This is a genomic window from Wolbachia endosymbiont of Trichogramma pretiosum (genome assembly GCF_001439985.1).
In the GTDB taxonomy this organism is placed as follows: domain Bacteria; phylum Pseudomonadota; class Alphaproteobacteria; order Rickettsiales; family Anaplasmataceae; genus Wolbachia.
Genome location: NZ_CM003641.1, coordinates 798551 through 825115 on the forward strand (window position 1 = coordinate 798551; position 26565 = coordinate 825115).

Below are 26565 nucleotides of genomic sequence, written 5' to 3' on the forward strand. Positions count from 1 at the left end.
AATGGCTACCCATTGCTATATAAAAAAATTGAAATTACATAATTTCCGTAGTCATTCAAATTTCGAACTGGATTTAGACGATAGATCGGTTGTAATAACTGGTCAAAATGGTATTGGTAAAACTAATATACTTGAAGCAATCTCATTGCTTGCTAAAAGTAATGGCATGAAAAAAGTAAAAATTAGTGAGATGCAAAATAGACTCAGTAATGAAGATTGGGCAGTGCATTATGACTTTTTTAATGGAACATACTTTAACTCAATTGGTATAGGAAAGAATCTTAATAATAAACTAATACAAATTGATGGAAAAACACAATCAAGTTATTCATCTCTATATAGAATATCCAATGTAATATGGCTCATTCCACAAATGGACTATATTCTTCTTAATTCTCCGAGTGACAGATTAAAATTTTTAGATCGTATCGTCTCACTGTTTGAAGAAAATTACACTTATTGCTATATGAAATACAGGAAAGCTAAACATGAGCGAAGTAAACTGCTTAGAGAGAATATTTTAGAAGAAAATTGGCTCTCTAGCCTTGAAAATGTCATGGCTACCAATGCAGTTGATATTTTACGTATGCGTTTTTCTGTTTTAAAAATACTACAGGACACAATTGATAACCATTCTTGTGAGTCTTTTCCAAAGGCAAGTTTGAAATTTAGTAGTCAGCTAACTTTGAACGATACTGCTGAATATTTTCAGAATCGTCTAAAGGAAAATAGAGAAAAAGACTCATTAACTGGTAGAGTAACCTTTTCTGTACATAATGATAATTTTCGGGTTTTTTGCCAAAAAGGGGACATGCCAATAAATCTTTGTTCTACTGGAGAGCAAAAGCTATTACTGCTTTCTATCATCTTATCTAGTGTAAAAGCAAGGTGTATTCATTACAATAAAGCACCTCTTCTCCTGCTTGACGATATAATGTCTCATCTGGATAAAGATTACAGAAAGGTGTTAATTGAGGAGGTGTTAAGCATTCAATGTCAAACTTGGATAACCGATGTAAATCAAGATAATTTCAATAACTATCTTTGCTCTTTCAAGTTTTTTGAATTATCAAGTAAATAAATTTCAAGCGTGCTGTCATACATCAAGCTCATATTCGGTATGTAAATCTCTAATTAAAGCCTCAGCGTGTTTTTTTTGAACAACTATACTGATCTTGATTTCGGACATTGTGATAGCAAGTATTTCTATTTTTTTTTCGCTTAAAACCTTGAGTGTGCGGTACATCACTTCAGTGTTAGACATAACACCAATACCAATTATTGAAATTTTAGCTATATTATTATTTACGACATAATTTTCATTTTTGTTCAATAACTTTGTCATTAAATCAACATCAAATTTAGAAATCAAAAAGCTTGACCCATGTATCATGTCAACTTTAACGTTTGCTCTTGCTATATCTCTTAAAGTATCCATAGTATTTACAAAGTTAGTAAAAGTTACAAGAGCTTCGTGAGTGCTATAAGTTATTCCAGTAATTAAGTATCTTTCCAGTACATCTTTTTCGTGTAGTACTGTAGTGCCTTCTCCTTTCTCAAAAGTGGATAACACTTGCACCTTAATATTATGCTTCATTGCAAGTTGTACTGAACGATTATGCAATATTTTAGCACCAGATGACGACATCTCCAATATTTCATTGTAAGAGATAGATTTAAGCTTGCGTGCTCTTGGAATAATTTTTGGGTCTGCTGTATATATTCCGTCAATATCAGTAAAAATTTCACAAGTCCTGATACCAAAAACTACAGCAAAGGCAATTGCTGAGATGTCGGATCCTCCTCTACCAAAAGTAGTGATTCTATCATCGTATATACCCTGAAAACCAGCAATGATTGCAGTAGTATAACCCTCAGCAAAAGATCTTTTTATATGGTCAATTTTTATCTTTTTTATTTTAGATTCAGAATAAAAATTATCCGTTAGAATTGGTAACTGCCAGGCGAGCCATGATTTAGCATTAACTCCAATAGACAGAAGAGTGATAGCTAATAACCCGCAAGAGACTTGTTCTCCTGCTGAAAGCAGGACATCATACTCTGATAACTCTTGTCTACAGTTTAAATTTGAAATTTGCCTGGCTTGAAAAGCCATTTGGTCAGTGAATCCTGCAGCAGCGGATACAACAGCAATTACATTATAACCTTTTTCAATATCGTTTTTTATTAGATTTGCAACTCGATTTAAGTCAGTTAGCGAAGTACCACCAAATTTTTTTATTATTATTTTGTTCATAGTTACAATAAGGTCAATTTCACCTTTCTAGAGAGTATAGTTGCTTAATAAATGTGTTTTTCTGATCACTAATTAAAGTAATAGAGGATTACTCATCTTTATCACTACCAAGGTCTTTTAACATACTGTAGTTGCCTTTTCTAAATTTACCTTTTAAAGATGTAACTCCGCTGTCGCTAATACCACTTAAACTTAATGCTGCTCCACCTAGCTGCAATCCAATTTCAGACGTTTCGGGAATAACTTTACTAACCCCTAGATCTTTATAAACCTCCACATTATTCAAATCTGGTAAACGTATTATAATATTTACATGCGGGAAGTTTGTTGCAACTAGAGAAACTATTTTCTTTATAGTGACTTCGTTCTTTATTGAAACCACAAGAGCTTGAGCTCTTTCTATTCCTACTGATTTTAAAATTTCATATCTTGTAGCATCCCCAAGATATATAGGGAAACTGTCATTTTTTCCTTCTTTCACTATTTTTGATTGAATATCCACAATAACATAACTTAAATGCTCCGCAGTAAGCATTTTCGTTACCATATATCCCACTCTACCAAAACCGGCAACTATTACGTGGTTATAAAGATCTTGTGTGTCTGTTTCGATTGCTTCATCGTCTAGTATTATTTTTTCAGTGCTAAATGAATTTGCTATCCAGTCTCCAATTCCCGATAAAAGGGGGGTAAAAGCCATAGTTACTGTAGTTACCATCATAAGCACTTGAGCGATTTCACTTGATAGTACATCTAATTCATCTGCTAAACGGAATAAAATAAATGCAAATTCACCTCCTTGTGCAAGAAGTAATCCAGCTTGTATTGCAGGTGCACTTCTAAATCCAAAAAATCTACACAATGTATATATAATGGACGTCTTTAAAATGATAAGGATAATTGATAATAAAGTAACGAGTGGTAACTTATTGAGTAAAAGGTCAATATCAATAGACATGCCAACAGTCATAAAGAATAAACCAAGAAATAAGTCTTTAAATGGCAATACTGCATGCTCTACCGAATTCCTGTGTTCTGTTTCTGCAACTAGTAACCCAGCAACAAATGCGCCTAATGCCATTGATAAATGAAATTGTTCAGTAATAAATGCTGATCCTAATATTATCAGAAGTGTTGTTGATATAAAGATTTCATTACTCTCCATTTTGGCAATAACCGAAAACAATGGCCTCAGTAACAACCTACCAGTTACAAATATCAACACCAATGCAATAGCTGCTTGCACTAATGAGCCTGCCAACGAGCTTATTAAGCTGTGTTCAGAATTGCCAGTAAGCAGGGGCACTAGTACTATTAGAGGTACCACTGCAAAGTCCTGCATTAGTAGCACTGCTATTGATAATCTACCAACTTGGCTTGCTTGGGAACCCTTTTCTTGCAGGACCTGCAACACTATTGCTGTTGAGGATAGTGCAAGTCCACCACCGATAACTGCTGCCATGTTTGTATTTACTCCAAAGGCAAGAGCAATGCACCATATTGCTATCATGGTAACTATAACTTGAAGGGAACCAAACCCAAACACATGCCTACGCATAGCTATAAGGCGTTCAAATGTCAATTCAAGACCTATAATGAACAATAGGAAAACTACGCCAAACTCTGCAAAGTTATCCATTACTTCAACTGAATTTATCAGATTAAATCCATGAGAACCAATCAATGCACCTGCAACAAAGTAACCAAGTACTGGACTAATATTCATTTTCCAAAACGCTATGACTATAAACACAGCAGCAGAGAGTAAAATTATAATATCAAACAAATGCTGAGAGCCGCTGTGCATAATATTTAACCTGTAGAATTAGACCATTTTATCGAACAACCAATGCCTGATTTTTGGTCAACTGGAGGATTGCTAGTTTCTGCAATAAATTTCATGGCTTGAAATAGATCACTACTTCCTACTTCGTAATTTTGAACTTTCTCTTTTTTTGTGTTGTTAAAACGCCCGCGATAGCAGAGGGCTAGTTTGGAATTAAAGCCAAAAAAATCAGGGGTACAAACAGCACCATACTCTTTAGCTACTTCTTGGTTATTATCAATCAAATATGGAAATGTAAACTTATTTTCCCTCGCAAAATTAATCATGTTTTTAAAGGAGTCTTCTGGGTACTCATTTACATCATTTGGCATGATTGCAACGGCGTTTACCTGATAATCTTTTTTCAACAAATTAACATCGCTTACTAGATTGCTAATAATTGATTGAACGTAAGGACAGTGATTGCATATAAACATTACAATGAGACCATTTTCCCCATAGCAGTCACTTAATGTATAATATTTGTTATCCACTCCCAGGAGATTAAAATTCTTTGCATTAAAGTCTAAATCTATTTTAGGAGTGTCTAGCTTAACCATACCACAGAGTATTGTATACCATAATCTATGATCTTATTGCTTAAATGTCAAATGGTTTCTATGTACACTGTTTTCATTTAGCATTGTAACTATAAAATTTATGTTCATAACCTTCGAAGGAATAGATGGTTCTGGTAAAACAGCACAGTCTGAGTTACTTGCAAATTATTTCAAGCAAATTCACGGTGAAAATAATGTCGTATTGACTAGAGAACCAGGTGGTACTGATTTTGCAGAAAAAATAAGAGGATTACTACTTAAGGATAATATTGATCCTATTTCTGAACTCTTGCTGCTTATCTCGATGAGGCACGAACATATGAAAAAATTAATATTGCCATCTCTTGAAGAGGGAAAGATAGTTATTTGTGATCGATTTATCGATTCAACTATTGCGTATCAAGGGTATGGACTAGGTGTTGAATTGAGTATAATAAGAGACTTACACAAATTAGTGGAAATTAAATATCCAGATATCACATTTATTTTAGATATTGATGTTCAAGTTGGACTCAGTAGAGCAAAGGACAAAAATAAGTATGAAGAAATGAGCATTGATTTCTATCACAAAATTCGAAAAGGATTTCAAGAAATAGCCGTAAAAGAACCTAATAGATGTAATGTTATTACTGTAATTGCAGATAAGGACAACAATAAAGTGTATAGTGAAATTCTTGATGTAATAAGAAAAAAGAAAAAATGCATGCAGCCGCTATAATTTTGTCAATAAATACCCTGAGTTTTTACTGAATGTTATGATTGAGCCTATAGGTAAAAAACAAGCTTTAAGTTAGAAACACCACTGCCATTATAATAAGAGAAACCGCAATGTTTGTCTGATTGAAAGACGGTTGCGGGAGTAGGATTTGAACCTACGACCTTCAGGTTATGAGCCTGACGAGCTACCGAGCTGCTCCACCCCGCGTCGTTGCTTATCTATTATTATATGCGTAATAATAATAAATAAAAGAATAAAATCACAAATGTTTGTCTGATTGAAAGACGGTTGCGGGAGTAGGATTTGAACCTACGACCTTCAGGTTATGAGCCTGACGAGCTACCGAGCTGCTCCACCCCGCGTCGTTGCTTATCTATTATTATATTCGTAATAATAATAAATAAAAGAATAAAATCACACTATTATATATATTTATATATCTATTAACCTTTCTTAACATAATAGTAAATTATATACATAACAATCTGTGCAATGAAAAATATAACTTGATATTGTGGTTCCCTGTTTTTCAGTGTGCAGGAATTTTAACCTATTTCTCATTAAATTTTGAACCAAGTTGTGCTTTCACTATATCTATTTTTCTCTTGCTTTCATTCATACTAATTCTTATTGCAATATTATACAGGAAATACGTAATATTATGCATTTCTTTAATTGCAGTGCTCATAGGATTTACAGCCAGCAAATTCAGAACAGATTCAGTTAATACTCACCTTCTTGATAAGGAAAGGTATGTGAAAAATATTGTTGCTACAGTGAAGGATATTAATAACAAGGGCTCGTATGAGAAATTTTTGCTTTATGAAATAAAAAACACGAAGTTCAAGCTGGATAACATCAGAATATCAGTTAGAAGCAAAGCGGAAGAAGTCATTAAAACAGGGGATCAAGTAAAATTATCAGCAAAACTCTTGCCTCCAAAAATTGCACCTTCGGAATATGCATATGATTTTGCAAGAATAGCATATTATCAGAAAATAAGTGCAACAGGCTTTGCAATAAGCAAAATAGTCCTGTACAAAAAGCTGAAGCAAGAAAATTTCAAGAGTATATAGAATCTTTCCGTCAATATATCTATGAAAACCTACATTAAAATACCAAAAAGCCACACGGGGACATAATCTCTGCATTATTAATTGGCAAAAAAAAGACGGGATAGATCAAAAAACTATGAATACGATACGAGATTCAGGTATAGCACATTTATTCGCTATATCTGGTCTACATTTATCGTTTGTTGCTGGTCTATTTTTTATAGTATTCCATAATTTATTTGCAATGTCTGAAACTTTGACTCTTAAATATAACACTAAAAAAATATCTGCATTCTTTACTATCTTGCCAACTACCTTTTATTTGTTGATTGCCGATATGCAAATTTCTGCTCAGCGTGCCTACATCATGGTGATCTTGGTACTTGTTGCAATAATCATAGAAAGGAAATATCGAGGATTAATAGCAATTGCGTTTGCTGCTTCGGTGATACTCACAGTGGAGCCAGAAACAATCTTAAAGCCAGGTTTTCAAATGTCATTTCTGCTTTTTTGCACTAGTTGCCAGCTATCAGATCAATGCTAATAAGTTATTCAAAATAAAAATAATAAAATATTTTGTGTCGATAATGATCAGCTCAATAATAGAAAGTTTAGCAACTATTCCGTACACAATATACAATTTTAACTATTTTTTAATCAGTGGCATTGTCACAAATTTGATTGCTATACCAATAGTTACACTCATTATTATTCCACTTGGAATAATCTATGTTTTATTGATTACTTTAGGTGCTCAGTGGATTATAACGCCTCTCATGGAACGCCCAATTGACAGCGTTTTATATATAACAAACGCAATTACCAGTTTTTAGTATTTGGTTGTTCCTATTCGCACTTTTCCTGCCTCATTCATTATTATAATAACGCTTGGGCTGTTATGGTTATGCTTGTGGGAGAGGATTGGCGTTTCTTTGGAATTTTCTTTATTGTGCTAGGTATTTTCTCTAGGGATATGTATACAACTCCTGATATTCTAGTCAGTGCTGATAATCTTGCTGTAAAAGAAGATGACAATTTACTATATTCTCTTACTAGAAAAAACAGAAATTTTGTTGTCAAAACGTGGGCAAAGCAAAACGGGCAGAATCAAATTGTGAATCATACTAAATTCAGTAATTCAAATAAAAGGCTAGAATGTAATGATTATGACTGCATATGTAATAAAGGAAATAATAAGTCAGTGTTGCCAGCTCACAAAAGAGAAGATATTTTAGAAAATTGTAACAATGTTGATCTAGTAACTCAGTTAAGCAAGTTTAACTATCCAGCTTGCAACACTAAAATCATCAAATATGCTGACTTAGAGGCATATGACACACACTCTGTTTGGATAACAGATAGTGTTATAAAGGTTAGTAAAGTGCGTTCTAATCGTCCTTGACATAAGTCAAAAACTTGTTTTTAAAGTATCATTTATATACAATTGCTTAATTAGTATATAAGGAGATTTATGCCTTTAGATACAACAAATCGTTTCAATGTTAAAGTAGATCATAGTTTTGCCAAAATAGATGATGCTATTGGTTTCTTTCCTATGTTATGGCGTGCAGCAGAGAAATATTCTGTAAGTAACACTCTAACTATAGCAGATGTAAATACTTGGCTTCAATTTTCTTTGGCTTATGTAGCTGCAATAATAATAACTAGTAATAATTTAAGCTTTATTACAGATATTTTTAACCCAACATTCATGCCAACTTACACTTTGGTTTCTGTTATTCTTTTAACAACTTTTGTAGCCTCTTCTGCTATGAGATATATGAATAAGCAGAAGATAAAAGAAGGAAAAAAGTCGATAGAGGAATTAATAAATGATAAAATTAGAGGTGGCAAAGATAACGAGATAAGTGAAATCGTTGAAAATGCTCTGAAAATAGAGATAAAACCAAATTTAAGTTTTATAAGTCACAAAAAAGCAAGCTTTTCAATAATTTTACCAATCTCTAAAAATCAAAAAGAAATATTAGATGATCACAGACAAGCGAATAAGAATGAGGGCATTTTTCTTGCCATACCATATGTAGTTAGTACTGCAATCATCGTTGGTGCATTAATACAAAATAGATTTAGCTTTGCCAATGTTCAGGATTTGGAATGGGCCATAGTTACACTGGCTGGTATCATTGCTATTGATGGGATATGTATAACATTCAGCAAGCTAAAAAACAATGAGATAAACAATAATCATAATATTGTTAAAAAGTTTAACAATTTGGATATTCTCTTTCCATTCAGAAGAGGTGGGGTTGTATCAGTAATGGAAAAAAGACAAAAGATGAGGAAGAAAATGATTCTACATTTCGATTGATAAAATTACTTGATAAGCACTTGACTGATTTTACAGATAAAATTGTTGACTCACTTGATAAGCAGTTAGATGAAGTTAAAGTTCTACTCGATAATAAGCTTCTAAAGCCTGAAAATGATGAAATTAAAGAAACACTTGTTCATCTACGAAGAGTCAGAGAAGACATCAAAGAAGATTTGGATGGGTTGTGCAAGGAAATCTCGCCCATTTTAAATGAAGCTAAAGGGCTGGTAAAAAGAGCAAGTTCACTAAAAATTGAAAGTATTTTTTCTAGTTTAGATAATGCTATTAAAATCGCTAAAGATAAGGTTGAGCGATTTGAACCAAGCAGATTGATTGGCTATTTTAAATCTATGGAAAGCACAGTTAGTGATGATCTTTCGTTTATAGATATGTTGAAAAAGCAAAAAGAAGAGGCGGAAAAGATAAGGAAGAAATTAGAGGAAGAGCTAAAAAAAGTAAAAGATGAACTAGAAGAATTAAAGAATAAACAAACTCAATCAACCGAACCTAATAGCAGTGAAGGCAGTATTACTGCTACTTCTCTTGAAAAACAGCTAGATGAAGAGAAAAAAGCAATAGAAAAACATAGATTATTAAAATCAAAAAAAAGGATGAAAGAGCTAGAGCAGGAAAATGCACAATTGGAAAAAGAATTATCTGAACAAGAAAAAATGGATGAATGGAGAAAAAAAGTTAACGGTAAAGCAAGTGGCTTTCTATATTGTTTATTAGAGTCTATTAAGCTAGAAGAAAAAGATAAAAAAGAAGAAAAGAGGGAGTTAACGCTACGGGATTTTGATAATAAAATAACAATTTACTGGAAAGATGGCTCTCAAACAATTTGCCATATTAAAAAACAAGACGTCCCTCAAATTCAACCTAGTACAAAAGTTGAATTTGTGAATCCAGATATTCATGCAGCATTCAAAGTAGCTTGCGCAGGGTGGTGACCATGGATATAACCTTAAATGTTAATAGTGACGAAAAAAAATTAAGGCTAGATATTTACATAGCTAAAAAGTGTAACATATCACGCAGTAAAGCACAAAGATTGATACAAGATGAGCGGGTAACATTACTTGGCACACCAATAATTAATAATGACCACATAGTAAAACCAGGTGAGGAGTATATAGTACATCGTGTTCAACCTGACATATCCACATCAATTGAACCTAACTATAATATAAAGCTTGATATCATCTACGAAGATGGGGACATTATAGTTCTGAGTAAACAAAGTAGATTAACAGTACACCCAGGTGCTGGAACAAACAATGATACACTCCTGAATGCAGTGATCGCTCACCTTGGCAAAATTCCATATACAAATACAAGACCAGGAATTGTTCACAGGCTTGATAGAGATACTAGTGGACTCATGGTAATTGCAAAAAATGAACAATCCCACAGCTTCTTGTCTGAACTGCTATCAAATCGTAAAATAAAACGGGAATACTTAGCAGTAATTTGGGGAGCATTACCTAATCTGCAAGGAACAGTAAAAACCCATATTACTCCAAAACGCAGTAATAAAGAAATGATGTGTGTCACAAAAACAGCAGGTAAATTAGCAATCACTCATTATTCAGTGAAGAAAATTATAGGGCAAGCAAGCCTGGTTAAATGTACTTTAGAGACAGGTAGAACACACCAAATTCGAGTACACATGAGCCACATAGGACATTCTGTAGTTGGTGATCAAGTTTACGGAAAAAATAGTAGTAAAAGTGAAAAATATGCTAAAAACTCTGACTTTATCCGTAATTTCAATAGACAGGCACTACATGCTCACACTCTAGGCTTATATCATCCAAAAAGTAAAGAATATATAGAATTTGTTTCTGATTTACCACAAGACATGCAAGTCTTAATCGGTGAATTTGAAAATATATCTTAACAACATTCATATCAATATTATCATTTATATTATCAAGAAGTTAATTAATGAGAGAAAAACTACTGTACCACCTAGATCTTTCACTTTTTTTTGAAAGTATATGTTGTTCACTTGAAATACGCTCAATTGTTGTTTTAAAAGCAGTGTTAATAATTTCTACAATTAACACCAAAATAGGCTGCTTACCATTACTGTACGTTCTAAATTACTTACATCTAAAACAAACAAAGTTGAAACGCATACCATAAAAAGTAGTAACTCCTGTCTGAACGCAATTTCTGATATAAAAGCTGATTTTATTCCTTCACAAGAGTATCGAATTGCTTTTATTAGACAAGTAATGCTTTTCTTCATTATCAATTTTGGAAACTCAATGAATTACACTTGTTGCACTCAGGTAAAAATGCATGAAAACACCTTTCAGTCGTGATCACTTACAAAGATTTTTAAGTTAAAGTCTAGCATATTGTTTGAATCAAGAAAATTAGTAAAAAGCCTTTCAACAAACGCTCAAGGCAGTTATATATTGATACTGACACAAAAAATCCTTTAATTAAATTTCTCTCGCCTTAGCTTACACGATCCTCATTTTGAAATAAGTAATAATTTATTGTAGTCTTGATATTTAAACATTTTGTATCTGCTGTAATGATTTTACTTCCAATTTGCTATTCTTTACATATTGAATTGCAAGCGCTAACGCTTTACTCCCAGAAGCTGTGGTGCTATAAGCTATATTTTGCAAAATAGCAGTTCTCCTGATATCTTTGCTATCTGAGACTGATTTCACACCTTTTGAAGTATTGATTACTAGATTTATTTTTCCATCTTTGAGCATATCAACTATGTGGGGTCTGCCTTCTCTCACTTTATTTACAGCTTTTGCAGCAATGCCGTTATTGTTCAGATGCAAAGCTGTACCTTTGGTGGCATATACTTCAAAACTCAGTTCTTTCAACATTCGTACAACAGGCAATATATACTCTTTATCATCATCTTTTACTGAAACCAAAGCTGTTCCTTCTGTTGGTAAATTGTATCCTGCAGCCATGTGCACTTTTGCAAGTGCAGCTCCGAAAGATAAGTCAATTCCCATCACTTCTCCTGTTGATTTCATTTCAGGACCAAGTAAAGTGTCAATCCCCGAAAAACGCGTAAATGGAAAAACAGCAGCTTTAACTGCAAAATGATTGAAAGGCTTGTTTTCCTGATTCAATTTTTTACCCAAGATAACCTGAGTAGCAAGCTTTGCAATAGGAATATTGATTACCTTGGAAATAAAAGGAACTGTACGGCTAGCCCTTAAATTCACTTCAAGTATGTATACATCACTCTCTTGAACAGCAAACTGAATGTTTATCAGACCTTTCACTTCTAGTGCAAGAGCTATTCTTTCAGTTTGGAGCTCGATCTCTTTTATTACTTTGTCACTCAATGTATTTGTCGGTATTGAGCATGTTGAATCGCCAGAGTGGATACCAGCTTCTTCAATGTGCTCTATGACTGCTGCAATGAAAACTTTTTTCCCATCACATACAGCATCAACGTCAACCTCAACTGCATTGACTAAAAATTTATCAAGAAGCAGTGACCCGTGTTCAAAAATTTTGGTTTGATTCAAGACATACTCTTTAAAGCTCTGAGTATCGTGTCTAATCGACATAGAATGACCGCCGAGGACATATGATGGCCTAACTACTAGTGGAAACCCCACCTTTTCTGCGTTGATTAACGCTTCTTTTACTGAATGACAGATAGAATTTTCAGGTTGTTTTAAATTAAGTTGCAAAGCAAGATTTTTAAATCTCATGCGATCTTCTGCAAGGTCAATAGAATCAAACGAAGTTCCCAGAATTTTAAAACCTCTCTCGTTAAGCACTTTGGCTAACTTTAAAGGTGTTTGACCACCTATTTGAACCATTACACCAACCAGTGTGCCATTTTCTTGCTCTTTGCTTAGTATTTCAAGCACATCCTCTGCAATCAGTGGGGCAAAATATAAACGATCAGCGGTATCATAATCAGTTGAAACGGTTTCCGGATTACAGTTAATCATTATTGTTTCATACCCCATTTCTTTGGCGGCAGAAGCTGCATGTACGCATGCATAATCAAACTCAATACCTTGACCAATGCGATTTGGACCACTTCCTAAAATGACAACTTTTTTTCGGTCCGAAATATTCGCCTCACATTCCTTTTTATTTTCAACATCACCCTCATAGCAGCCATACATATAAGCAGTGCTTGATTCAAATTCAGCTGCACAAGTATCTACACGTTTATAAACTGGATTAACACCAGTTTTTTTTCTCATTGCTTCAATCTGTTCTACTTTCTTATTGCTTAATTTTGCCAATCTTGCATCTGAAAACCCCATTTTTTTCAGCTCTAACATTTCACATGCAGTCTCAGGAAGGCCGTTTTTCTTGATTTTTTGTTCAGCTAATATAATTAGCTGTATATTCTGCAAAAACCATAAGTCATATCCTGTAATCGAATTTATTTCTTCTATGCTAATTCCGTGACGCATTGAGTCAGCAGCAATCAGTAATCTGTTTGGTAGCAATTTTGCTAATTGAGATTTTACGTGATCAATATCAATGTTCTCAGGAAATACTTCATCAAGTCCTGTAAGACCAGTTTCAAGTGAACGAAAAGCTTTCTGCAGTGACTCATTAAAAGTGCGGCCTATAGACATCACTTCCCCCACCGATTTCATGGAAGTTGATAGTTCACACTTCGTCCCCTTAAACTTCTCAAATTCAAAACGAGGAATTTTAGTGACGATATAATCAATCACTGGTTCAAATGCAGCAGGTATAACTGGAGCGCAATCATTACGTATCTCATCGAGTGAATAGCCGATAGCAAGTTTAGTTACAACTTTTGCAATAGGATAACCTGTTGCTTTTGAAGCAAGTGCAGAAGAGCGAGAAACCCTTGGATTCATTTCAATCACAACGAGGCTTCCATCTTCTTTAGGATTCACTGCAAACTGAACATTTGAACCACCGGCACTAATATCAATTTCTCTTAGCACTGCTATAGATGCATTTCTCATCTGTTGGTATTCTACGTCACGCAGAGTCAAAGCAGGAGCAACCGTGATACTATCTCCGGTGTGCACTCCCATTGGATCAATATTTTCTATTGAACAGACTATTATGCAGTTATCTTTACAATCACGGATAACTTCCATTTCATATTCTTTCCAGCCGATAATTGATTCATCTATCTGAACTTCATTTATTGGCGAAATTTTGAGAGCACTTTCTGCAATATTAAAAAACTCCTCTTTATTGTATGCTATGCCGCTACCTGCACCACCAAGAGTGAATGATGAGCGGATGATTGCTGGTAATCCAATGTAGTCCAAAGCCTCTTTTATTTGTTCTTGATTTTTTATAATGATACTTTTGGGGTATTTCAGTCCTATTCTATCCATGGACTTACGGAATAACTCTCTATCCTCTGCTTTTCTTATTGCTTCTCTATTTACCCCTATTAATTCTACGTTGTATTTGTCTAATACTTCATCATCTGCAAGTTTTATTGCGCAATTGAGTGCTGTTTGCCCGCCCATTGTTGGCAATATTGCATCTGGCATCTCCTTGATTATAATTTTCTCTATGATTTCAGGCAGTAACGGCTCAATATAAGTCGCATCAGAGAATTCAGGATCTGTCATTATAGTTGCAGGATTGGAGTTAACCAAAATTACTTTATAACCTTCACTTTTTAGTACTTTACAGCTTTGCGTTCCGGAATAATCAAACTCGCATGCCTGACCTATAACTATTGGGCCTGCTCCTATTACTAATATAGATTCTATATCTGTGCGTTTCGGCATAATTACAATAATAGTCTCGTCTCAAATAATGTTACCAATCTTTCCTGTGTATGTGAATTTTTATTAAGCCTATTAGCTAACTACTTTTAGGCTTGACACACAGGTGTACAAACCTTCATGTTTGAAGGTAAATTGCACAGCAAATGATTTCATTCAAGTAGCTGACACTTGTTCCTTTATGACGGCGGCGCCCAGAGGTGTCATCCCAATCTGCGATCCAGACAATAAAGGCTAGACCCAGACTGGGATGACATCCTTCCTAGCGGACTCAAATCGCAACGTTCATACACTTATGGGCTTAACGGTGTCTTTACGGATACTATGGTAATTTACTCGGTAGATTTGCTAAGTGGCAAGATTTGTCCTGATATACTGCAGTCATCAGAAGCTAACTCTACGAATTTATTTGTTAACTTCTCAGGCGATACTAATTCAGATATATCTTTTCCCGAAAATGCTTGCTTATACATTTCACTATCGATAGGCCCTTCCGAATACACGGCATTTATGCATAAGTTCGTATGCTTTGTCTCAGATGCATATATCTTCACCATTACTTCTAGTGCAGTCTTACTTGCAGCATATGGCACCCAATATGGATAAGAGGAAGGAGAAAGTGTTATCTCTGAGGTCATGAATATCGCTCTTCCAGCATTAGACTTTTTTAGTATTGGACCCAAATTTTTTAGCAAGTACCAACTGGCAGTAAAATTTGTATCCATTACGTTCTGTAGATCTTCAAGCTCACAATCATGAACAGAGCTCAACTTACCTAAAATTTCAGTGCATGTAATCAGTATATCGAGTGTTCCAGATTCTGATAATTTTGGGCTTTCTATCATATTTGCCAGTTTTTCTACGTTTTCAAAGTCTAAAAGATCAAGCTGAATTAGTTTCACAGAGCCTTCTTTAAGCTCTTCAATTTCGTTATACAATGGCTTGAGATTATCAAGAGATCTGGAAATCAGAATCACACATGCACCTTCTTTTACAAATCTTTTTGCAACAGAAGAGCCCATTCCACCTGAAGCCCCGGTAATTAAAGCTATTTTACCTTGTAACTTACCCATTTTCTTTCTCTTTAGTAAGATTTATTGAAATATTTTAGCTGAAAATTAAATTTTGCTCCATATATAAAAATCAAACTTAGCACATAAAAAAATAGCAACGACATCACAACACCACCTAAACTTCCATATATCAAATTCAGTTGATCAAAGGAAGCTTTTAAATATTGCTTGAAAGCTGAAGCAGAAATCGTCCAAAGAATAACAGCTACACAAGATCCGGGAAATACGTCTGATAAGTTTTGCTTTATATTTGGCAATGTAAAATATAGCCAAGATACTATAGTAAAAAGCAAAAAATCAATAAGTAAATATCTAGTATAACTTAGCCCTTGGTAAGAAAAATCAATTAACATTGGCACTAATGTAAAAAATGTTATAGTCAGAGTCGTAACAAGCGTAATTACTAAAAATTGTAATATACTGAGCACCCTTCTCCATATATATGGCGATGAAACCGGAACTTTATAGGCCTTATTCAGTATCGTTCTAAATCCTTCAATTGTTGATGAGGCAGTCCAAACAGCGCCTACAATTGCCAAGGTTAATAAGCTTTGCGGAGGGCCTGATATTATCTCCCTAATACGTGGCATCAAAGATGATAAAATATCCTGTGGCATGTTATCAATAATAAATGCCCAGCCGACATTGTATTGATCTAAGAAATTTGCGAACGTTGATGCCATGGCTATTAAAACAATAAGAAAAGGAAATATTGATAACAGGATTAAAAATGATAGGTACCCTGCATGCTCCACTCCATCATTATAAGTTGTGTCAATTAAAGCACGATAAAGGCAATAAACGATACTATAAAATTTCTGTAGCACTTGTATATGTAAATAAACTAAGAAAAGTATTCTAAATGAAACAAAGCATAATTTTAAGCAAAAAATCCTCAACGTTTACTTAAATTTAATTAAAATGATAGATAATACAGCGTTGAATACGGAGGCATAATGAAAAACTTTCTTCTACTTGTATCTTTAATTCTTTCCTTTACATTTGATAATGCTTTTGCTGCTGATGTTACTGATGATGTAACAACCAATACAATATGCAAAATAGTAGGCTATACTCACGGTATAGGAGGACCTATGATTACAATAGTGATAATAGGTGCAGCTTTGCTGGCAATATTTGGCAGAATGCCATGGCCAGCGCTTTTTGCACTTGGTGCATTTACTGCTGTGTTTTTTGGTGCACCTGTCGTTGTTTCAAAAATAGTACCAGGTGGTGTGATTTGTAAAGATGGTACAACTGCTTGCCCTGATGGTAAAAGATGGGATTCAGCAAAAAATACATGCGCATAATAAGCATTAAAGCTTCAAAACAAAATGGTGCTTCTTTAAGGAGCGCCATCATTGACGAACTTGTGACTTAAGCCACCATAAAGGTGTTATTCGAGTAGTCCCTCTCTTGTCATCCCAGTGCGTGACACTTGGATCCAGGAAATTGATTGGATGTTAAGTTTATGAGCATAGAAGCAGCTAATTTTATGTTAAAACACAACATTTTTGATGAGGCTGTATTAAGAGATGGATCCCAGTGTCAGCTACTTCAATGACACCTTTGATATCTTCAAAAATGAATGCTCGTACGACTGTGTGTCAGCTACTTACATAACGCCTCTTTAAAATTACTTTAGTTATAAATATTAAGAAATTTACTAAATGAAGAAAAAAGGCAAAAAAGTCCCCTTGTAACGAGTTTTGACCCTATAATAATTTAAATTGGCATTGTAATAGTGTGCTAACGCTTTAAATTAAGAGCGGTTTAGCTGAATGTAGAAAAAACTTAAAAGACATGCAGACGCTATAATTTTTTTGTGATTTGCCAATAAACATTGATTTACTGAATTTTCTGATTGAGACTGCAGGTCAAAAACAAGGATAAATACTCGGAGTATCAGAGTAAAGGGAATGACGAAATTTGTAAAGTGGTTTTTACTCAAATGACGCCCAGGCAAAAACTATATGGTTATGCAAAAAATCTATTTTTAAAACTGTTAATATAACATAGAAAAAACCTCACCTTCACTAATAATAGATTACTTACCAATTGGGTAGTCACCAGTGAAGCAAGCATCACAATATTGCGGTGTAGCGTTGTTACGTTTTTCTTCTTTAACAGCCCTGTATAGTCCATCAATACTCAAGAAGGCCAGGCTATTTACTCCTATAATTTCCTTAATTTCCTCTACAGATTTATTTGCAGCAATTAAATCTTTGCTCTCTGGCGTATCTATTCCATAAAAACAAGAATGCTTAATTGGTGGGCTTGAAATTTTGAGGTGAATCTCTTTTACTTCCGCATCCTTTAGCATAACTATTATATTTCTGAGCGTACTACCACGCACTATACTATCATCTATTAAAATTATGTTTTTGCCTTTCAAAGTGTGCTTATTAGCATTGAATTTTAATTTTATTCTAACTTTACGTACTTCAGCGGTGGGTTGTATAAAAGTTCTTCCTATATAATGATTACGAATTATCCCCAGTTCCATAGGTAATCCTGAATGCTTTGCATATCCAATAGCTGCAGGTATTCCAGAATCAGGTATTGGTACAACCATATCTACATTGTTTTTTGGTGGGCTCTCTTCTGCAAGTATTCTTCCTATTTCTTTTCTTATATCATATATGGACCTCTTCCCCATTATGCTGTCTGGTCTCGAGAAATAAACGTATTCAAAAATACAAAAACTTGATTTTTGCTGTGGGAAAGGAAACATTGAGGCTAGCTTACTATCCGCACTGATGGTAACTAATTCGCCCGGTTCTATTTCTCTAATAAACTCTGCATTTATTATATCAAGAGCACAAGTTTCAGATGCAAGAACGTAAGAACCGTTTAATTTTCCTAAAACAAGAGGCCTAATTCCAGATGGATCACGTACTCCAATAACTACTTCTTGATTGATTGCCACAAAAGAATAAGCACCTTGTATTTGCTTTAATGCATATATAAAACTCTCTAAAAAGCTATCTTTTTCACTGCTTGCTGTCAAATGCACTACTACTTCTGTATCAATATCTGACTGAAAAACGCACTCTTGTTTAATTAATTGTTCGCGTATCGGAGAAATATTAATTAAATTACCATTATGTGCTATGGCAAAATCCCCAAATTTGCCACTTTTGCCAAACATGGGTTGCACTCCAAATTTACTACCACTTGTTGAGTATCGAACATGACCTATTGCACAATCCCCAGGTAAGGATTTCTTTATTTCATCTATATCAGAGAATACACTGCTCACTTGGCCTTGAAAGTGATAAGAGAGCAGCTTATCGTTGTTACTGGTTACTACGCCAAAAGACTCTTGACCTCTATGCTGCAAAGCGTGGAGAGCAAGTATAGAGTTAAAAGCAGCACTTTGGTTGTAACTTATGCCAAATACCCCACACTCCTCATGTACTTCATCAAGCATGAAAAATATTTAATAAAGCCTGATTGTACTTTAGTAGAGGCAAAGTACAAGAATTTTATTTGTTAATCCTTTTCAAATTTGAAGCTTGCTACGTTAGTTTTGATGTATACTAGAAAGTAGGTTATATGTAATTAACCAATTTTGAGATTTTTGACAATTTTTTAGCACTGAAGAGAAAAAGATATTTTATTAACTTATCTATGTATTGAAGTAATCACTAAAAAGTTTTAGTGATTATGGTATATAATATGTCTAAGAAAGTAGGTAAACAAGGTGAAAGTAATCTTATTTTAGAGCCTGAACAGTTCTCTAACAGGTTCTTCAATAGTCAACAGAGTAGTTCATCAAATCCAAACAACGACTATAAGTCGTAAAGATAGGCATATGGATTTAACCAAGAAAAGGTACGCAAAAAACAAAGATGTTGCAGAATATCTAAGGAGTTGTGACTTTATTAAAAGAGCAGAGGAATTGTCAATAATTTATCTTTTTGAGCGAGAACCATCTTCTACGAAATTGCAAATATCATTGACTACAGATGAACAAATTCTAGTTAAAAAATTTTGTGATGAGATGATAAAATGTATAACAGAACACGATGAGCAAGAAAGCGTTTAAAGTACATGGAACGCATAATAGAGGATTATTTAAATCAAGGAATAAGATTAAACTCATGTTACGGTAAGGATAATAAGACTGTAACATATTTTTTTTGAAAAATGGAAGAATTAATTAATCGCTTTCATGCAAATCCACACAATTCAACTACAAAAAATATCATACAGAAGATCACTCGTAATTTAGTGTTAAAAGGTGGGGTAGAAAAAGGATTATCTTTTTATAGCGATATTGAAGGTGGATATTACGGATCTAATTATTTAAACGATCTTAACGAACAATGTAAGAGTAAGAAAAAATGCTAGAGGGTATAGCATATGAAGGTATTGTGAAAGAAAATAACAAGCAAATTGATAAATATGATCTTGAAGTAGAAGTAGATAATAAATATTTTCATACTAAGTATCCACAAGGTAGTATTGTTGAAACTGCAAGAACTTTAAATAATGAAAAAGCTAAGGATTTAGAAGTTGGCATATTTTAGATTGAGGGAAGTATAGTAAAAGTTAAAATTACACAAGATGGAAAAAGAAATTACACAGATATCTTAAAAGGTAGTATTGAAATATTTTTCACTATTAAAATAGGAGAGATTAGTATTTATCTACGGAAAAATGGTAATAAAATGGTAGTAGAAATTGATGAGAAAAGCTAAATAAGGTTTAGCAAGTTGGAAAATAAATCAAGCTTTGGATGGAATTGTCTTAATACAGGGGGAAAGTGTTTTAGAAGTTATGTGCAAGAGTTTTAAAAATATTCCTGAGGAGTTAACTCAGACTATTAAAAACGTTCCATCTACTAGTCTTATGCAAACATGTTTACAACAACAAGAAAACTCTAATAGGGAATTAAATTAATGTATTATTAGGATAATAATTAAGAAATTAATTACAAACATTCATACGCATTCGATTAGAGTAGAGGATATGGGGTAGCAACTAGCACAAGAACTAAAGGCAAATGTGGTTGGTTGTCAAATAGTAATTGATTAAATCAATTTAGAGAGATAAATAGCAGCCTTGCAGCTTGTTTTTATGAACAAAGATAAAACGTTGTAGCCAAGTGCGCTTTCGGCATTGTGCTGAATTGCAATATCTCTGTGTTCTAACTCCTCATCACGAAACTTACTTATGGTTTCTCTTAATTCCCTATCTTCTAAATGTAAGACTTGCTCCTTGTAGTGCTCTCCGATCACTTCTTCAACTGCAGCAGTGCAAGCCATAGCAGCTTTTTTACCCATCATAGAAGTTACAACACCAAGTGACACCCCCAAAGCACGCCAAATCGGCAACAAAACAGTAGGACGAACTCTTTGCTCCTTGATTTTCTCATTAAAATAGTGGAAATGTTTTTTTTCCTGCTCCTCCATTTCAATTATTTTGTCAATTATGGAAGATTTTTTAAGAATAAATTTTTGACCAGAATAAATACAAATGGCTCCATATTCGCCAGCATGATTTACTCTAATTACTTGTTCTAAAAAACTTCCTTTCAATTTTTTTATATTGCTTTCCAATGTCTCCTCCACTTATTTCTGCATTGGTACTACTATAAACCAACATATTATAGAGTAAATAAAATTCCATGTGTGCATTGCACCAACATTGTGATTATAGGAACTCAAGCAGCTATAGCAACGGCAAGAGTTACTTGACGAACTTCGCCATTCTCTTTAAAATAAGGGTGAAGATATATTACTTATCTTCAGTCTATGCAAATAAAGCGACAAAAAGCTCAGTATACTTGATGTTTAATTTTTTGTGCTATGTGCACTCTATGTCTTTATAAAACTTTTACCCACACAACCTAAAATGCGCTTATCGAAGGATTTAACAGAATGGAAAACTCCAATTAAAAAATAGGTAGTAGCTGATAGATTTTCTTTTGCCTTTTTCTCTGTTTAGTAGATTTTTCAACATTTAATTCAATTAGCCGGTACTAAGATGATAACGAGTAGTAAGCTAAACATCCTTGTAGTTATTGGTATTATCAAGATATTCCCTAATCTTCTTCAAATCTTCCCAAGCTAAGCGTTTTTGTGCTGGTTGACGAAGTAGATAGGCTGGATGAAATATAGCGGCTGTAGTAATTGAATGAGATAAATATTGGTTAGTATAAGTATGAAATCTGCCACGCAAGTTCGATATAGTCTTTGTGTTATCAAGAAGGCTATAACATGCAATTCCTCCGACAAAAATCAGAATTTGCGGTAAAATAAGAGCAATGTACTTCTCAACAAATGGTCTGCACATATCAAGCTCTAGGTCAGTTGGTTTTCTATTACCTGGTGGACGCCAAAACACCGCGTTGCTTATATACACCTTAGTCCGGTCCAGACTAATTGCACCGAGCATCTTATCGAGCAGCATTCCGCTTGCACCACAAAATGGTATACCTTTCAGGTCTTCATTTGCTCCTGGTGCTTCACCAATAAGCATAATTTTTGCATTCGGATTACCATCAGACAAAACAGTATTAGTTGCAGTTTTTTTTATTTCACAACCCTCAAATGACTTAACTGCACTTCTTAGTTCATCTACACTACTACATTGACTTGCAAGCTTCCTTGCTTCAAGGATCCAGTCACTTGGGAACATGGTTCGTTGTTCTTTTTTCTGCTCGATGACAGAAGATTGTGCAGCTCTCTCATTTTCCATTTTTTTTTCCTCTTCACTTTCAGTCAGTGTGCAATCAACTCCCACTTCATAATAGAACTTCAACAATTCTAGATCTTCATTGCTCATAGTGCCTCTTAACCTTTTGTGCTTTTTTCATAGCCAAATCATATTTTAACCTAGATAAATGTCTAATGTATAATATACCATTTAAGTGATCCAGTTCATGCTGAATACACCTTGCAAGCCAACCACTAGCTTTTAGCGTTTGTTCTTCGTTGTTTAAGTTTTTATATTTTACAGTTAAATATTTTGGACGCTTGATTTCATGCCTTTGCTCCGGAATTGAAAGACATCCTTCACTCATAATGACTTGTTCATCAGATAATTCCTTAATTTTAGGGTTAATCATACAAAACTTACCAACTGAGTCATACCCTGCTAGTTCATCTTCTTCCTTCTCTGGACTAACGTCCATGACAAAAATTCTCTTCAGTACTCCAACTTGTACTGCAGCAAGACCAAGACCTTCTGCATCGTACATAGTTTCAAACATGTCGTTTACTAATTCTTTAATTTTATCGGTCACATCTATTACTTCACTGGCGCGTGTAGTTAATCTTTCGTCAGGAGCAATTACAATTGGTAACTTAGACATAAAAATTGCAATTCTGTGTTTTATTTTTCTTTTTGTCTAGGTATATTAAAATGTTGCTACATTTATGATAGAAGTATAAATTCATTCAGAGAAGCTACAATTTAAATGGAATCGCGTCATAAGGTCAACTAATGTACTCTGCAGTAATCACAAAACCAAAGCAGAATGTTTTTGCTGTTTTAGACGTAGGTACAACAAAAATTATCTGCCTTATCGTTAAGATCAATAGCAATTTCAGCTATAAAATAATAGGAACGGGTTATAAAAGTGCAGAAGGTATAAGTGGCGGATCAATAACTGACGCAAAGCATGCAAGTTACTCTATTTCATCAACTGTAGGTTTAGCTGAACAAGTATCAGAAGAGACTATAGACCAGATATATGTGAATGTAGCCGGATGTGGAATCTCATCTTTTTATGTACATAACGAAATAATTGCAGCTAATCACGAAATTTCAGACCGAGACATAAAACGTGTAGTCTTTCAGACATTTGAGAAATATATCGAAGAAAATGTCATCATTCACAATATTCCATTGAAATATCACTTAGATGATATGACTGACATAAAGGAAGTCAGTGGATTATATGGAAAAAGATTATCTGCTGATGTTAATGTTGTCACTGCTTCGCGTCCAGCGCTTACCAATATCGAAAATTGTATAACTAATAATAGTGGGATAAGTATGGCTGGTTGTGTTGCTTCTGCATATTCTGCAGGCCTTGCCTGTCTAAGTAAAGATGAAAAAGAGCTAGGAACTGCCGTTGTTGACATAGGAGGTGGATGCACTGCAATTGGAATTTTTAAGAGAGGAAAACTTGTGTACACAAGCAGCATTCCAATTGGTGGCATTCACATTACCCGAGATATAGCTTATGGACTATGCACAAGTATAGAGCATGCTGAACGCATAAAAATACTATACGGTAGCACTATTGTAACTTCAATAGATGAGAATGAATGTATTGCAGTGCAAAGTAATGAAAGCGATGAACCAACTCAAGTGTTTAAGTCTGAACTTGTTAACATCATAAGACCAAGGATTGAGGAAATACTTGATCTGATAAGAGAACAATTTCAAGAACAGAAAGATCCAATTAATAAAGTAGTGATCACAGGTGGAACCAGTCAACTCACAAGCATGAAAGAAATTGCAAGCTATATATTCAATAAACAAGTCCGTATCGGATGCCCTGAATCTTGTAGCGGTCTTGATGGCGAATACGACAAAAATCCTGTATTTTCTGCTGCTTTAGGCTCCATAAAGCTAATAGTTGACACCTTTTATACAAATAGTTCTGGAATGCTTGGTCACGATGGCAAAATAAGCAAGTTATACCATTGGGTTAAATCAAAAGTCACAGTCTAGATTTCTGTCTTTATCTCTTAATATAAAAATGGCTTGATCTAGGAGCTTATTTTTATAGTATAATGACACTGATGTATCCGTAAGGAAAGCAAAAAATTACAATAAAAACGTAAGAAACATGAACATAACTATACATTCACAAGAAGATTTTCACTTTATGCGTAAAGCTGGCAGGCTTGCAGCTGAAACCCTTGATTTTATTGCACCATACGTCAAAGTAGGTGTAACAACTAATGAATTAAATGATCTATGTCACGATTTTATAATCAATGCAGGTGCAATTCCAGCACCACTGAATTATAAGGGATATCCGAAATCAATTTGTACTTCGGAAAATGCTGTTGTATGTCATGGTATTCCTGATGATAAACCTCTTAAAGATGGAGACATTTTAAATATTGACGTTACAGTGATTTTAAATGGCTGGTATGGTGATACAAGTCGCATGTTTTGGACTGGTAAACCCTCAATAAAAGCAAAGCGTTTGTGTAATGCTGCCTACAACGCGCTAATGGAAGCGATAAAACAAGTTAAGCCTGGCAATAAGTTAAATGAAATAGGATTTGCTATAGAAAAATATATTGAAGATTTTGGATATTCTATCGTACGCAATTATTGTGGACATGGCATAGGAAAGATTTTTCATGCTCCACCAAATGTTGTACATTTTTATGATGAAGGTGAGGATCTTATCTTAAAAGAAGGTATGTTTTTTACGATAGAACCAATGATCAATGCTGGAAAACATGAAACTCTTCTCAGCAAGCTAGATGGCTGGACAGTGACAACACGTGATCTTTCACTTTCTGCACAGTTTGAGCATACGCTTGGAGTCACAAAAGATGGAGTTGAAATATTTACACTATCACCTAGAAATTGGCATTTTCCACCTTATGATTAGTTTTTTAAACACTTGGTTTTAAAAAAAAAATCTAACTCTTAACTTGTGATATAGCAACTAACCCGATTAGTGCACAGAAAATCATGTAAAAACTTGCTAAAGTTCCTTGTCCTGTAACTTTGATAATAGTTGTGCATATAAATGGTGCAAGACTACCAAAAAATCCCGAAGCTATATTTCTTGATAAACCAAATCTACTCTATCGTCCCTTTATTGGGAATAATTCGCACATAAACGCGCTAACAGTACCAAGAGAAGCAGCTATTGGGATTATAAAAAGGAACGTGCGCCATTATGGTAAGCAAATTATTACCACTTAGTATCATTAAAAAAACTGGATAACTTACTACTATAAAAGTCACAAATGCAAATTTCATGACTCTTTCTCTCCCTACCTTATCCGAAAGTATTGCAAATAGTATAGTCACTCCTCTAAGTGCAACCTGATTCAATATTTCTATTGCGTGATTAAAGTGAGTTTCTATTGTTGATGCAAGTAGATAAAAAACACTAAATATATGTAAAGAGATGCATTCTCAACTATGTCAACTCCAACTGATATTAGAAAAGGTTTTTTTATAGCCATTTAACAGTTCTTTTAAAGGTAATTCATGTGGCTTTTCCTACTTTTTATATTCTGGGCTTTCATCGAGTATATATCTCATATATATAATGATTAATCCTATTACAAAACTGAAAATAAAAGGCAATCTCCATCCCCAAGATTCAAAATCTGATACTTTTTTGCATATAAGCACCACTATAAGACTTAATGTTGAGCCAAGAATTGCGCTCAATACTTCAATACTGCCAAAGAATCCTCTTTTATTTTTAGGAGCATGCTCTAAAAATGGGGCATTTCCTGCCTCTCCTCCAAGAGATATACCCTGCAATAATCTTAAACATACTACCAGTACTGATACGAGTACCCCAATGTTCTGATACCCTGGAACAAATGCAATAAGTACGGTTGATAGAGTCATCAGTATGATAGAGAGAAATAGAGCAATCCTTTTTCCATATTTATCGCCAATGTGGCCAAATATTAGCAGCACCAATTGGTCTTATTAAGGAACCCACTACAAACACTCCAAAAGCTTTAAGTATGCTGACTAATTTGTCGTCTGATGGAAAAACACATCTCCTATTATGCTTATTAGACGGCTGAAAAGCATGTGATCATACTATAACAAAGTGTTACAAATTAAACTTGATAGTATTACTTTTGTTATTTGTTGCACGAAATCTTCCGTAATTTGTTTGACATTATAGTAATATTACTTACTTTTTCAAACGTGAATTATGTAAATGTTATATTAATAATATTATCTTATTATATTTTTATATCGTTGATTATACTTAAATATTCTTATACTATACCTATATATTTCCATATATTT

General features: G+C 34.1%; 24 protein-coding genes, 2 tRNA genes and 3 pseudogenes. 15 read left to right on the forward strand and 14 right to left on the reverse strand.

The features are described from left to right. Nucleotide 1 precedes the first annotated feature (1 nt). Nucleotides 2–1081, forward strand: coding sequence for a DNA replication/repair protein RecF (gene recF, locus wTpre_RS03870; RefSeq protein WP_068652113.1), 1080 nt, complete (start codon nt 2–4; stop codon nt 1079–1081). Between the two features lie 15 nt (nt 1082–1096). Here the strand turns inward: recF and wTpre_RS03875 are convergent, their stop codons facing one another. The 3 genes from wTpre_RS03875 to wTpre_RS03885 all read right to left on the reverse strand — a co-directional run bounded on the left by wTpre_RS03875 (nt 1097) and on the right by wTpre_RS03885 (nt 4642). Continuing rightward, complete coding sequence (locus tag wTpre_RS03875; protein WP_068652115.1) at nt 1097–2257, reverse strand: aspartate kinase; 1161 nt, start codon at nt 2255–2257, stop codon at nt 1097–1099. An 88-nt stretch (nt 2258–2345) separates the two neighbouring features. Beyond that, nucleotides 2346–4064: a monovalent cation:proton antiporter-2 (CPA2) family protein gene (locus wTpre_RS03880; protein WP_068652117.1), complete on the reverse strand. Its 1719-nt coding sequence runs from the start codon at nt 4062–4064 to the stop codon at nt 2346–2348. Nucleotides 4065–4069: 5 nt separating this feature from the next. Next, complete coding sequence (locus wTpre_RS03885) at nt 4070–4642, reverse strand: thioredoxin family protein (RefSeq protein WP_068652119.1); 573 nt, start codon at nt 4640–4642, stop codon at nt 4070–4072. A gap of 100 nt (nt 4643–4742) precedes the next feature. Between wTpre_RS03885 and tmk the strand changes: the two genes are divergently transcribed. Continuing rightward, nucleotides 4743–5360 carry a dTMP kinase gene (gene tmk, locus wTpre_RS03890; protein ID WP_068652121.1) on the forward strand — a complete coding sequence of 206 codons (618 nt, stop codon included), beginning with the start codon at nt 4743–4745 and terminating at the stop codon, nt 5358–5360. A gap of 133 nt (nt 5361–5493) precedes the next feature. Here tmk and wTpre_RS03895 read toward each other — a convergent pair. Next, nucleotides 5494–5567: transfer RNA gene (locus wTpre_RS03895), tRNA-Met, on the reverse strand. 81 nt (nt 5568–5648) lie between these two features. Continuing rightward, a tRNA-Met gene (locus wTpre_RS03900) sits at nt 5649–5722 on the reverse strand. A gap of 96 nt (nt 5723–5818) precedes the next feature. Here wTpre_RS03900 and wTpre_RS07305 point away from each other — a divergent pair. From wTpre_RS07305 to wTpre_RS03920, 4 genes and pseudogenes are all read left to right on the forward strand, one after another. After that, nucleotides 5819–7817: pseudogene (locus wTpre_RS07305) on the forward strand (ComEC/Rec2 family competence protein). A 69-nt stretch (nt 7818–7886) separates the two neighbouring features. Next, nucleotides 7887–8744 (forward strand): hypothetical protein, encoded by an 858-nt coding sequence (locus wTpre_RS06870; protein ID WP_245609374.1) that lies wholly within the window; start codon nt 7887–7889, stop codon nt 8742–8744. Next, entirely contained in the window at nt 8741–9697 is a 957-nt protein-coding gene (locus tag wTpre_RS06875) for a coiled-coil domain-containing protein (RefSeq protein WP_245609375.1), read from the forward strand. Before wTpre_RS06870 ends, wTpre_RS06875 begins: the two co-directional genes overlap by 4 nt. Before the next feature lie 2 nt (nt 9698–9699). Beyond that, nucleotides 9700–10647, forward strand: coding sequence for an RluA family pseudouridine synthase (locus wTpre_RS03920; protein WP_068652123.1), 948 nt, complete (start codon nt 9700–9702; stop codon nt 10645–10647). 40 nt (nt 10648–10687) lie between these two features. Here the strand turns inward: wTpre_RS03920 and wTpre_RS07310 are convergent. From wTpre_RS07310 to wTpre_RS03940, 4 genes and pseudogenes are all read right to left on the reverse strand, one after another. After that, a pseudogene (locus wTpre_RS07310) lies at nt 10688–11001 on the reverse strand (diacylglycerol kinase). Nucleotides 11002–11272: 271 nt separating this feature from the next. Then, entirely contained in the window at nt 11273–14500 is a 3228-nt protein-coding gene (gene carB, locus wTpre_RS03930; protein WP_068652125.1) for a carbamoyl-phosphate synthase large subunit, read from the reverse strand. 329 nt (nt 14501–14829) lie between these two features. After that, entirely contained in the window at nt 14830–15570 is a 741-nt protein-coding gene (locus tag wTpre_RS03935; RefSeq protein ID WP_068652128.1) for an SDR family NAD(P)-dependent oxidoreductase, read from the reverse strand. A gap of 11 nt (nt 15571–15581) precedes the next feature. Then, nucleotides 15582–16397, reverse strand: coding sequence for a YihY/virulence factor BrkB family protein (locus tag wTpre_RS03940; protein ID WP_068652130.1), 816 nt, complete (start codon nt 16395–16397; stop codon nt 15582–15584). Between the two features lie 129 nt (nt 16398–16526). On the opposite strand from wTpre_RS03940, the gene wTpre_RS03945 reads away from it, so the two are divergent. Beyond that, a complete protein-coding gene (locus wTpre_RS03945; protein ID WP_068652132.1) occupies nt 16527–16880 on the forward strand; it encodes a TrbC/VirB2 family protein in 354 nt (117 codons plus the stop codon). Nucleotides 16881–17617: 737 nt separating this feature from the next. On the opposite strand, the gene purF is transcribed toward wTpre_RS03945, so the two are convergent. Then, a complete protein-coding gene (gene purF / locus wTpre_RS03950; protein ID WP_068652134.1) occupies nt 17618–19003 on the reverse strand; it encodes an amidophosphoribosyltransferase in 1386 nt (461 codons plus the stop codon). A 248-nt stretch (nt 19004–19251) separates the two neighbouring features. Here purF and wTpre_RS07220 point away from each other — a divergent pair, with 248 nt between their 5' ends. From wTpre_RS07220 to wTpre_RS06905, 5 genes are all read left to right on the forward strand, one after another. Beyond that, on the forward strand, nt 19252–19377 hold the full coding sequence (locus tag wTpre_RS07220) for a hypothetical protein (protein WP_256359281.1): 126 nt from the start codon (nt 19252–19254) through the stop codon (nt 19375–19377). Nucleotides 19378–19387: 10 nt separating this feature from the next. Further along, a complete protein-coding gene (locus wTpre_RS06890) occupies nt 19388–19621 on the forward strand; it encodes a hypothetical protein (RefSeq protein WP_245609378.1) in 234 nt (77 codons plus the stop codon). 101 nt (nt 19622–19722) lie between these two features. Then, nucleotides 19723–19926: a hypothetical protein gene (locus tag wTpre_RS06895; protein ID WP_245609379.1), complete on the forward strand. Its 204-nt coding sequence runs from the start codon at nt 19723–19725 to the stop codon at nt 19924–19926. Next, nucleotides 19920–20105: a hypothetical protein gene (locus tag wTpre_RS06900; protein ID WP_245609380.1), complete on the forward strand. Its 186-nt coding sequence runs from the start codon at nt 19920–19922 to the stop codon at nt 20103–20105. The genes wTpre_RS06895 and wTpre_RS06900 overlap by 7 nt, the downstream gene beginning before the upstream one ends. Before the next feature lie 205 nt (nt 20106–20310). Then, nucleotides 20311–20478 (forward strand): hypothetical protein, encoded by a 168-nt coding sequence (locus tag wTpre_RS06905; protein ID WP_245609381.1) that lies wholly within the window; start codon nt 20311–20313, stop codon nt 20476–20478. Nucleotides 20479–20609: 131 nt separating this feature from the next. Here wTpre_RS06905 and wTpre_RS03960 read toward each other — a convergent pair whose 3' ends face one another. From wTpre_RS03960 to def, 3 genes are all read right to left on the reverse strand, one after another. Continuing rightward, nucleotides 20610–21137, reverse strand: a complete 528-nt coding sequence (locus tag wTpre_RS03960; RefSeq protein WP_068652643.1) for a demethoxyubiquinone hydroxylase family protein — start codon at nt 21135–21137, stop codon at nt 20610–20612. Between the two features lie 445 nt (nt 21138–21582). Then, nucleotides 21583–22365, reverse strand: coding sequence for a uracil-DNA glycosylase (locus wTpre_RS03965; protein WP_068652136.1), 783 nt, complete (start codon nt 22363–22365; stop codon nt 21583–21585). Further along, nucleotides 22355–22894, reverse strand: coding sequence for a peptide deformylase (def, locus tag wTpre_RS03970; RefSeq protein ID WP_068652138.1), 540 nt, complete (start codon nt 22892–22894; stop codon nt 22355–22357). The genes wTpre_RS03965 and def overlap by 11 nt, the downstream gene beginning before the upstream one ends. A 131-nt stretch (nt 22895–23025) precedes the next feature. On the opposite strand from def, the gene ftsA reads away from it, so the two are divergent. From ftsA to wTpre_RS06910, 3 genes and pseudogenes are all read left to right on the forward strand, one after another. Then, on the forward strand, nt 23026–24264 hold the full coding sequence (gene ftsA, locus wTpre_RS03975; RefSeq protein ID WP_068652140.1) for a cell division protein FtsA: 1239 nt from the start codon (nt 23026–23028) through the stop codon (nt 24262–24264). Nucleotides 24265–24373: 109 nt separating this feature from the next. Next, nucleotides 24374–25165 (forward strand): annotated as a pseudogene (map, locus tag wTpre_RS03980) (type I methionyl aminopeptidase); the annotation flags it as partial. Nucleotides 25166–25284: 119 nt separating this feature from the next. Then, nucleotides 25285–25485 (forward strand): hypothetical protein, encoded by a 201-nt coding sequence (locus wTpre_RS06910; protein WP_245609382.1) that lies wholly within the window; start codon nt 25285–25287, stop codon nt 25483–25485. Nucleotides 25486–25788: 303 nt separating this feature from the next. Here wTpre_RS06910 and wTpre_RS06915 read toward each other — a convergent pair whose 3' ends face one another. Further along, nucleotides 25789–26220, reverse strand: a complete 432-nt coding sequence (locus wTpre_RS06915; protein ID WP_245609383.1) for an MFS transporter — start codon at nt 26218–26220, stop codon at nt 25789–25791. Between the last annotated feature and the right edge of the window lie 345 nt (nt 26221–26565).

What these genes read in the sequence shown, in the direction of transcription:
- recF (WP_068652113.1), top strand. Translation starts at nt 2, where the DNA reads ATGGCTACCCATTGCTATATAAAAAAATTGAAATTACATAATTTCCGT.
- wTpre_RS03875 (WP_068652115.1), bottom strand. Translation starts at nt 2,257, where the DNA reads ATGAACAAAATAATAATAAAAAAATTTGGTGGTACTTCGCTAACTGAC.
- wTpre_RS03880 (WP_068652117.1), bottom strand. Translation starts at nt 4,064, where the DNA reads ATGCACAGCGGCTCTCAGCATTTGTTTGATATTATAATTTTACTCTCT.
- wTpre_RS03885 (WP_068652119.1), bottom strand. Translation starts at nt 4,642, where the DNA reads ATGGTTAAGCTAGACACTCCTAAAATAGATTTAGACTTTAATGCAAAG.
- tmk (WP_068652121.1), top strand. Translation starts at nt 4,743, where the DNA reads ATGTTCATAACCTTCGAAGGAATAGATGGTTCTGGTAAAACAGCACAG.
- wTpre_RS06870 (WP_245609374.1), top strand. Translation starts at nt 7,887, where the DNA reads ATGCCTTTAGATACAACAAATCGTTTCAATGTTAAAGTAGATCATAGT.
- wTpre_RS03920 (WP_068652123.1), top strand. Translation starts at nt 9,700, where the DNA reads ATGGATATAACCTTAAATGTTAATAGTGACGAAAAAAAATTAAGGCTA.
- carB (WP_068652125.1), bottom strand. Translation starts at nt 14,500, where the DNA reads ATGCCGAAACGCACAGATATAGAATCTATATTAGTAATAGGAGCAGGC.
- wTpre_RS03935 (WP_068652128.1), bottom strand. Translation starts at nt 15,570, where the DNA reads ATGGGTAAGTTACAAGGTAAAATAGCTTTAATTACCGGGGCTTCAGGT.
- wTpre_RS03945 (WP_068652132.1), top strand. Translation starts at nt 16,527, where the DNA reads ATGAAAAACTTTCTTCTACTTGTATCTTTAATTCTTTCCTTTACATTT.
- purF (WP_068652134.1), bottom strand. Translation starts at nt 19,003, where the DNA reads ATGCTTGATGAAGTACATGAGGAGTGTGGGGTATTTGGCATAAGTTAC.
- wTpre_RS07220 (WP_256359281.1), top strand. Translation starts at nt 19,252, where the DNA reads ATGTCTAAGAAAGTAGGTAAACAAGGTGAAAGTAATCTTATTTTAGAG.
- wTpre_RS06890 (WP_245609378.1), top strand. Translation starts at nt 19,388, where the DNA reads ATGGATTTAACCAAGAAAAGGTACGCAAAAAACAAAGATGTTGCAGAA.
- wTpre_RS06895 (WP_245609379.1), top strand. Translation starts at nt 19,723, where the DNA reads ATGGAAGAATTAATTAATCGCTTTCATGCAAATCCACACAATTCAACT.
- wTpre_RS06900 (WP_245609380.1), top strand. Translation starts at nt 19,920, where the DNA reads ATGCTAGAGGGTATAGCATATGAAGGTATTGTGAAAGAAAATAACAAG.
- wTpre_RS03965 (WP_068652136.1), bottom strand. Translation starts at nt 22,365, where the DNA reads ATGAGCAATGAAGATCTAGAATTGTTGAAGTTCTATTATGAAGTGGGA.
- def (WP_068652138.1), bottom strand. Translation starts at nt 22,894, where the DNA reads ATGTCTAAGTTACCAATTGTAATTGCTCCTGACGAAAGATTAACTACA.
- ftsA (WP_068652140.1), top strand. Translation starts at nt 23,026, where the DNA reads ATGTACTCTGCAGTAATCACAAAACCAAAGCAGAATGTTTTTGCTGTT.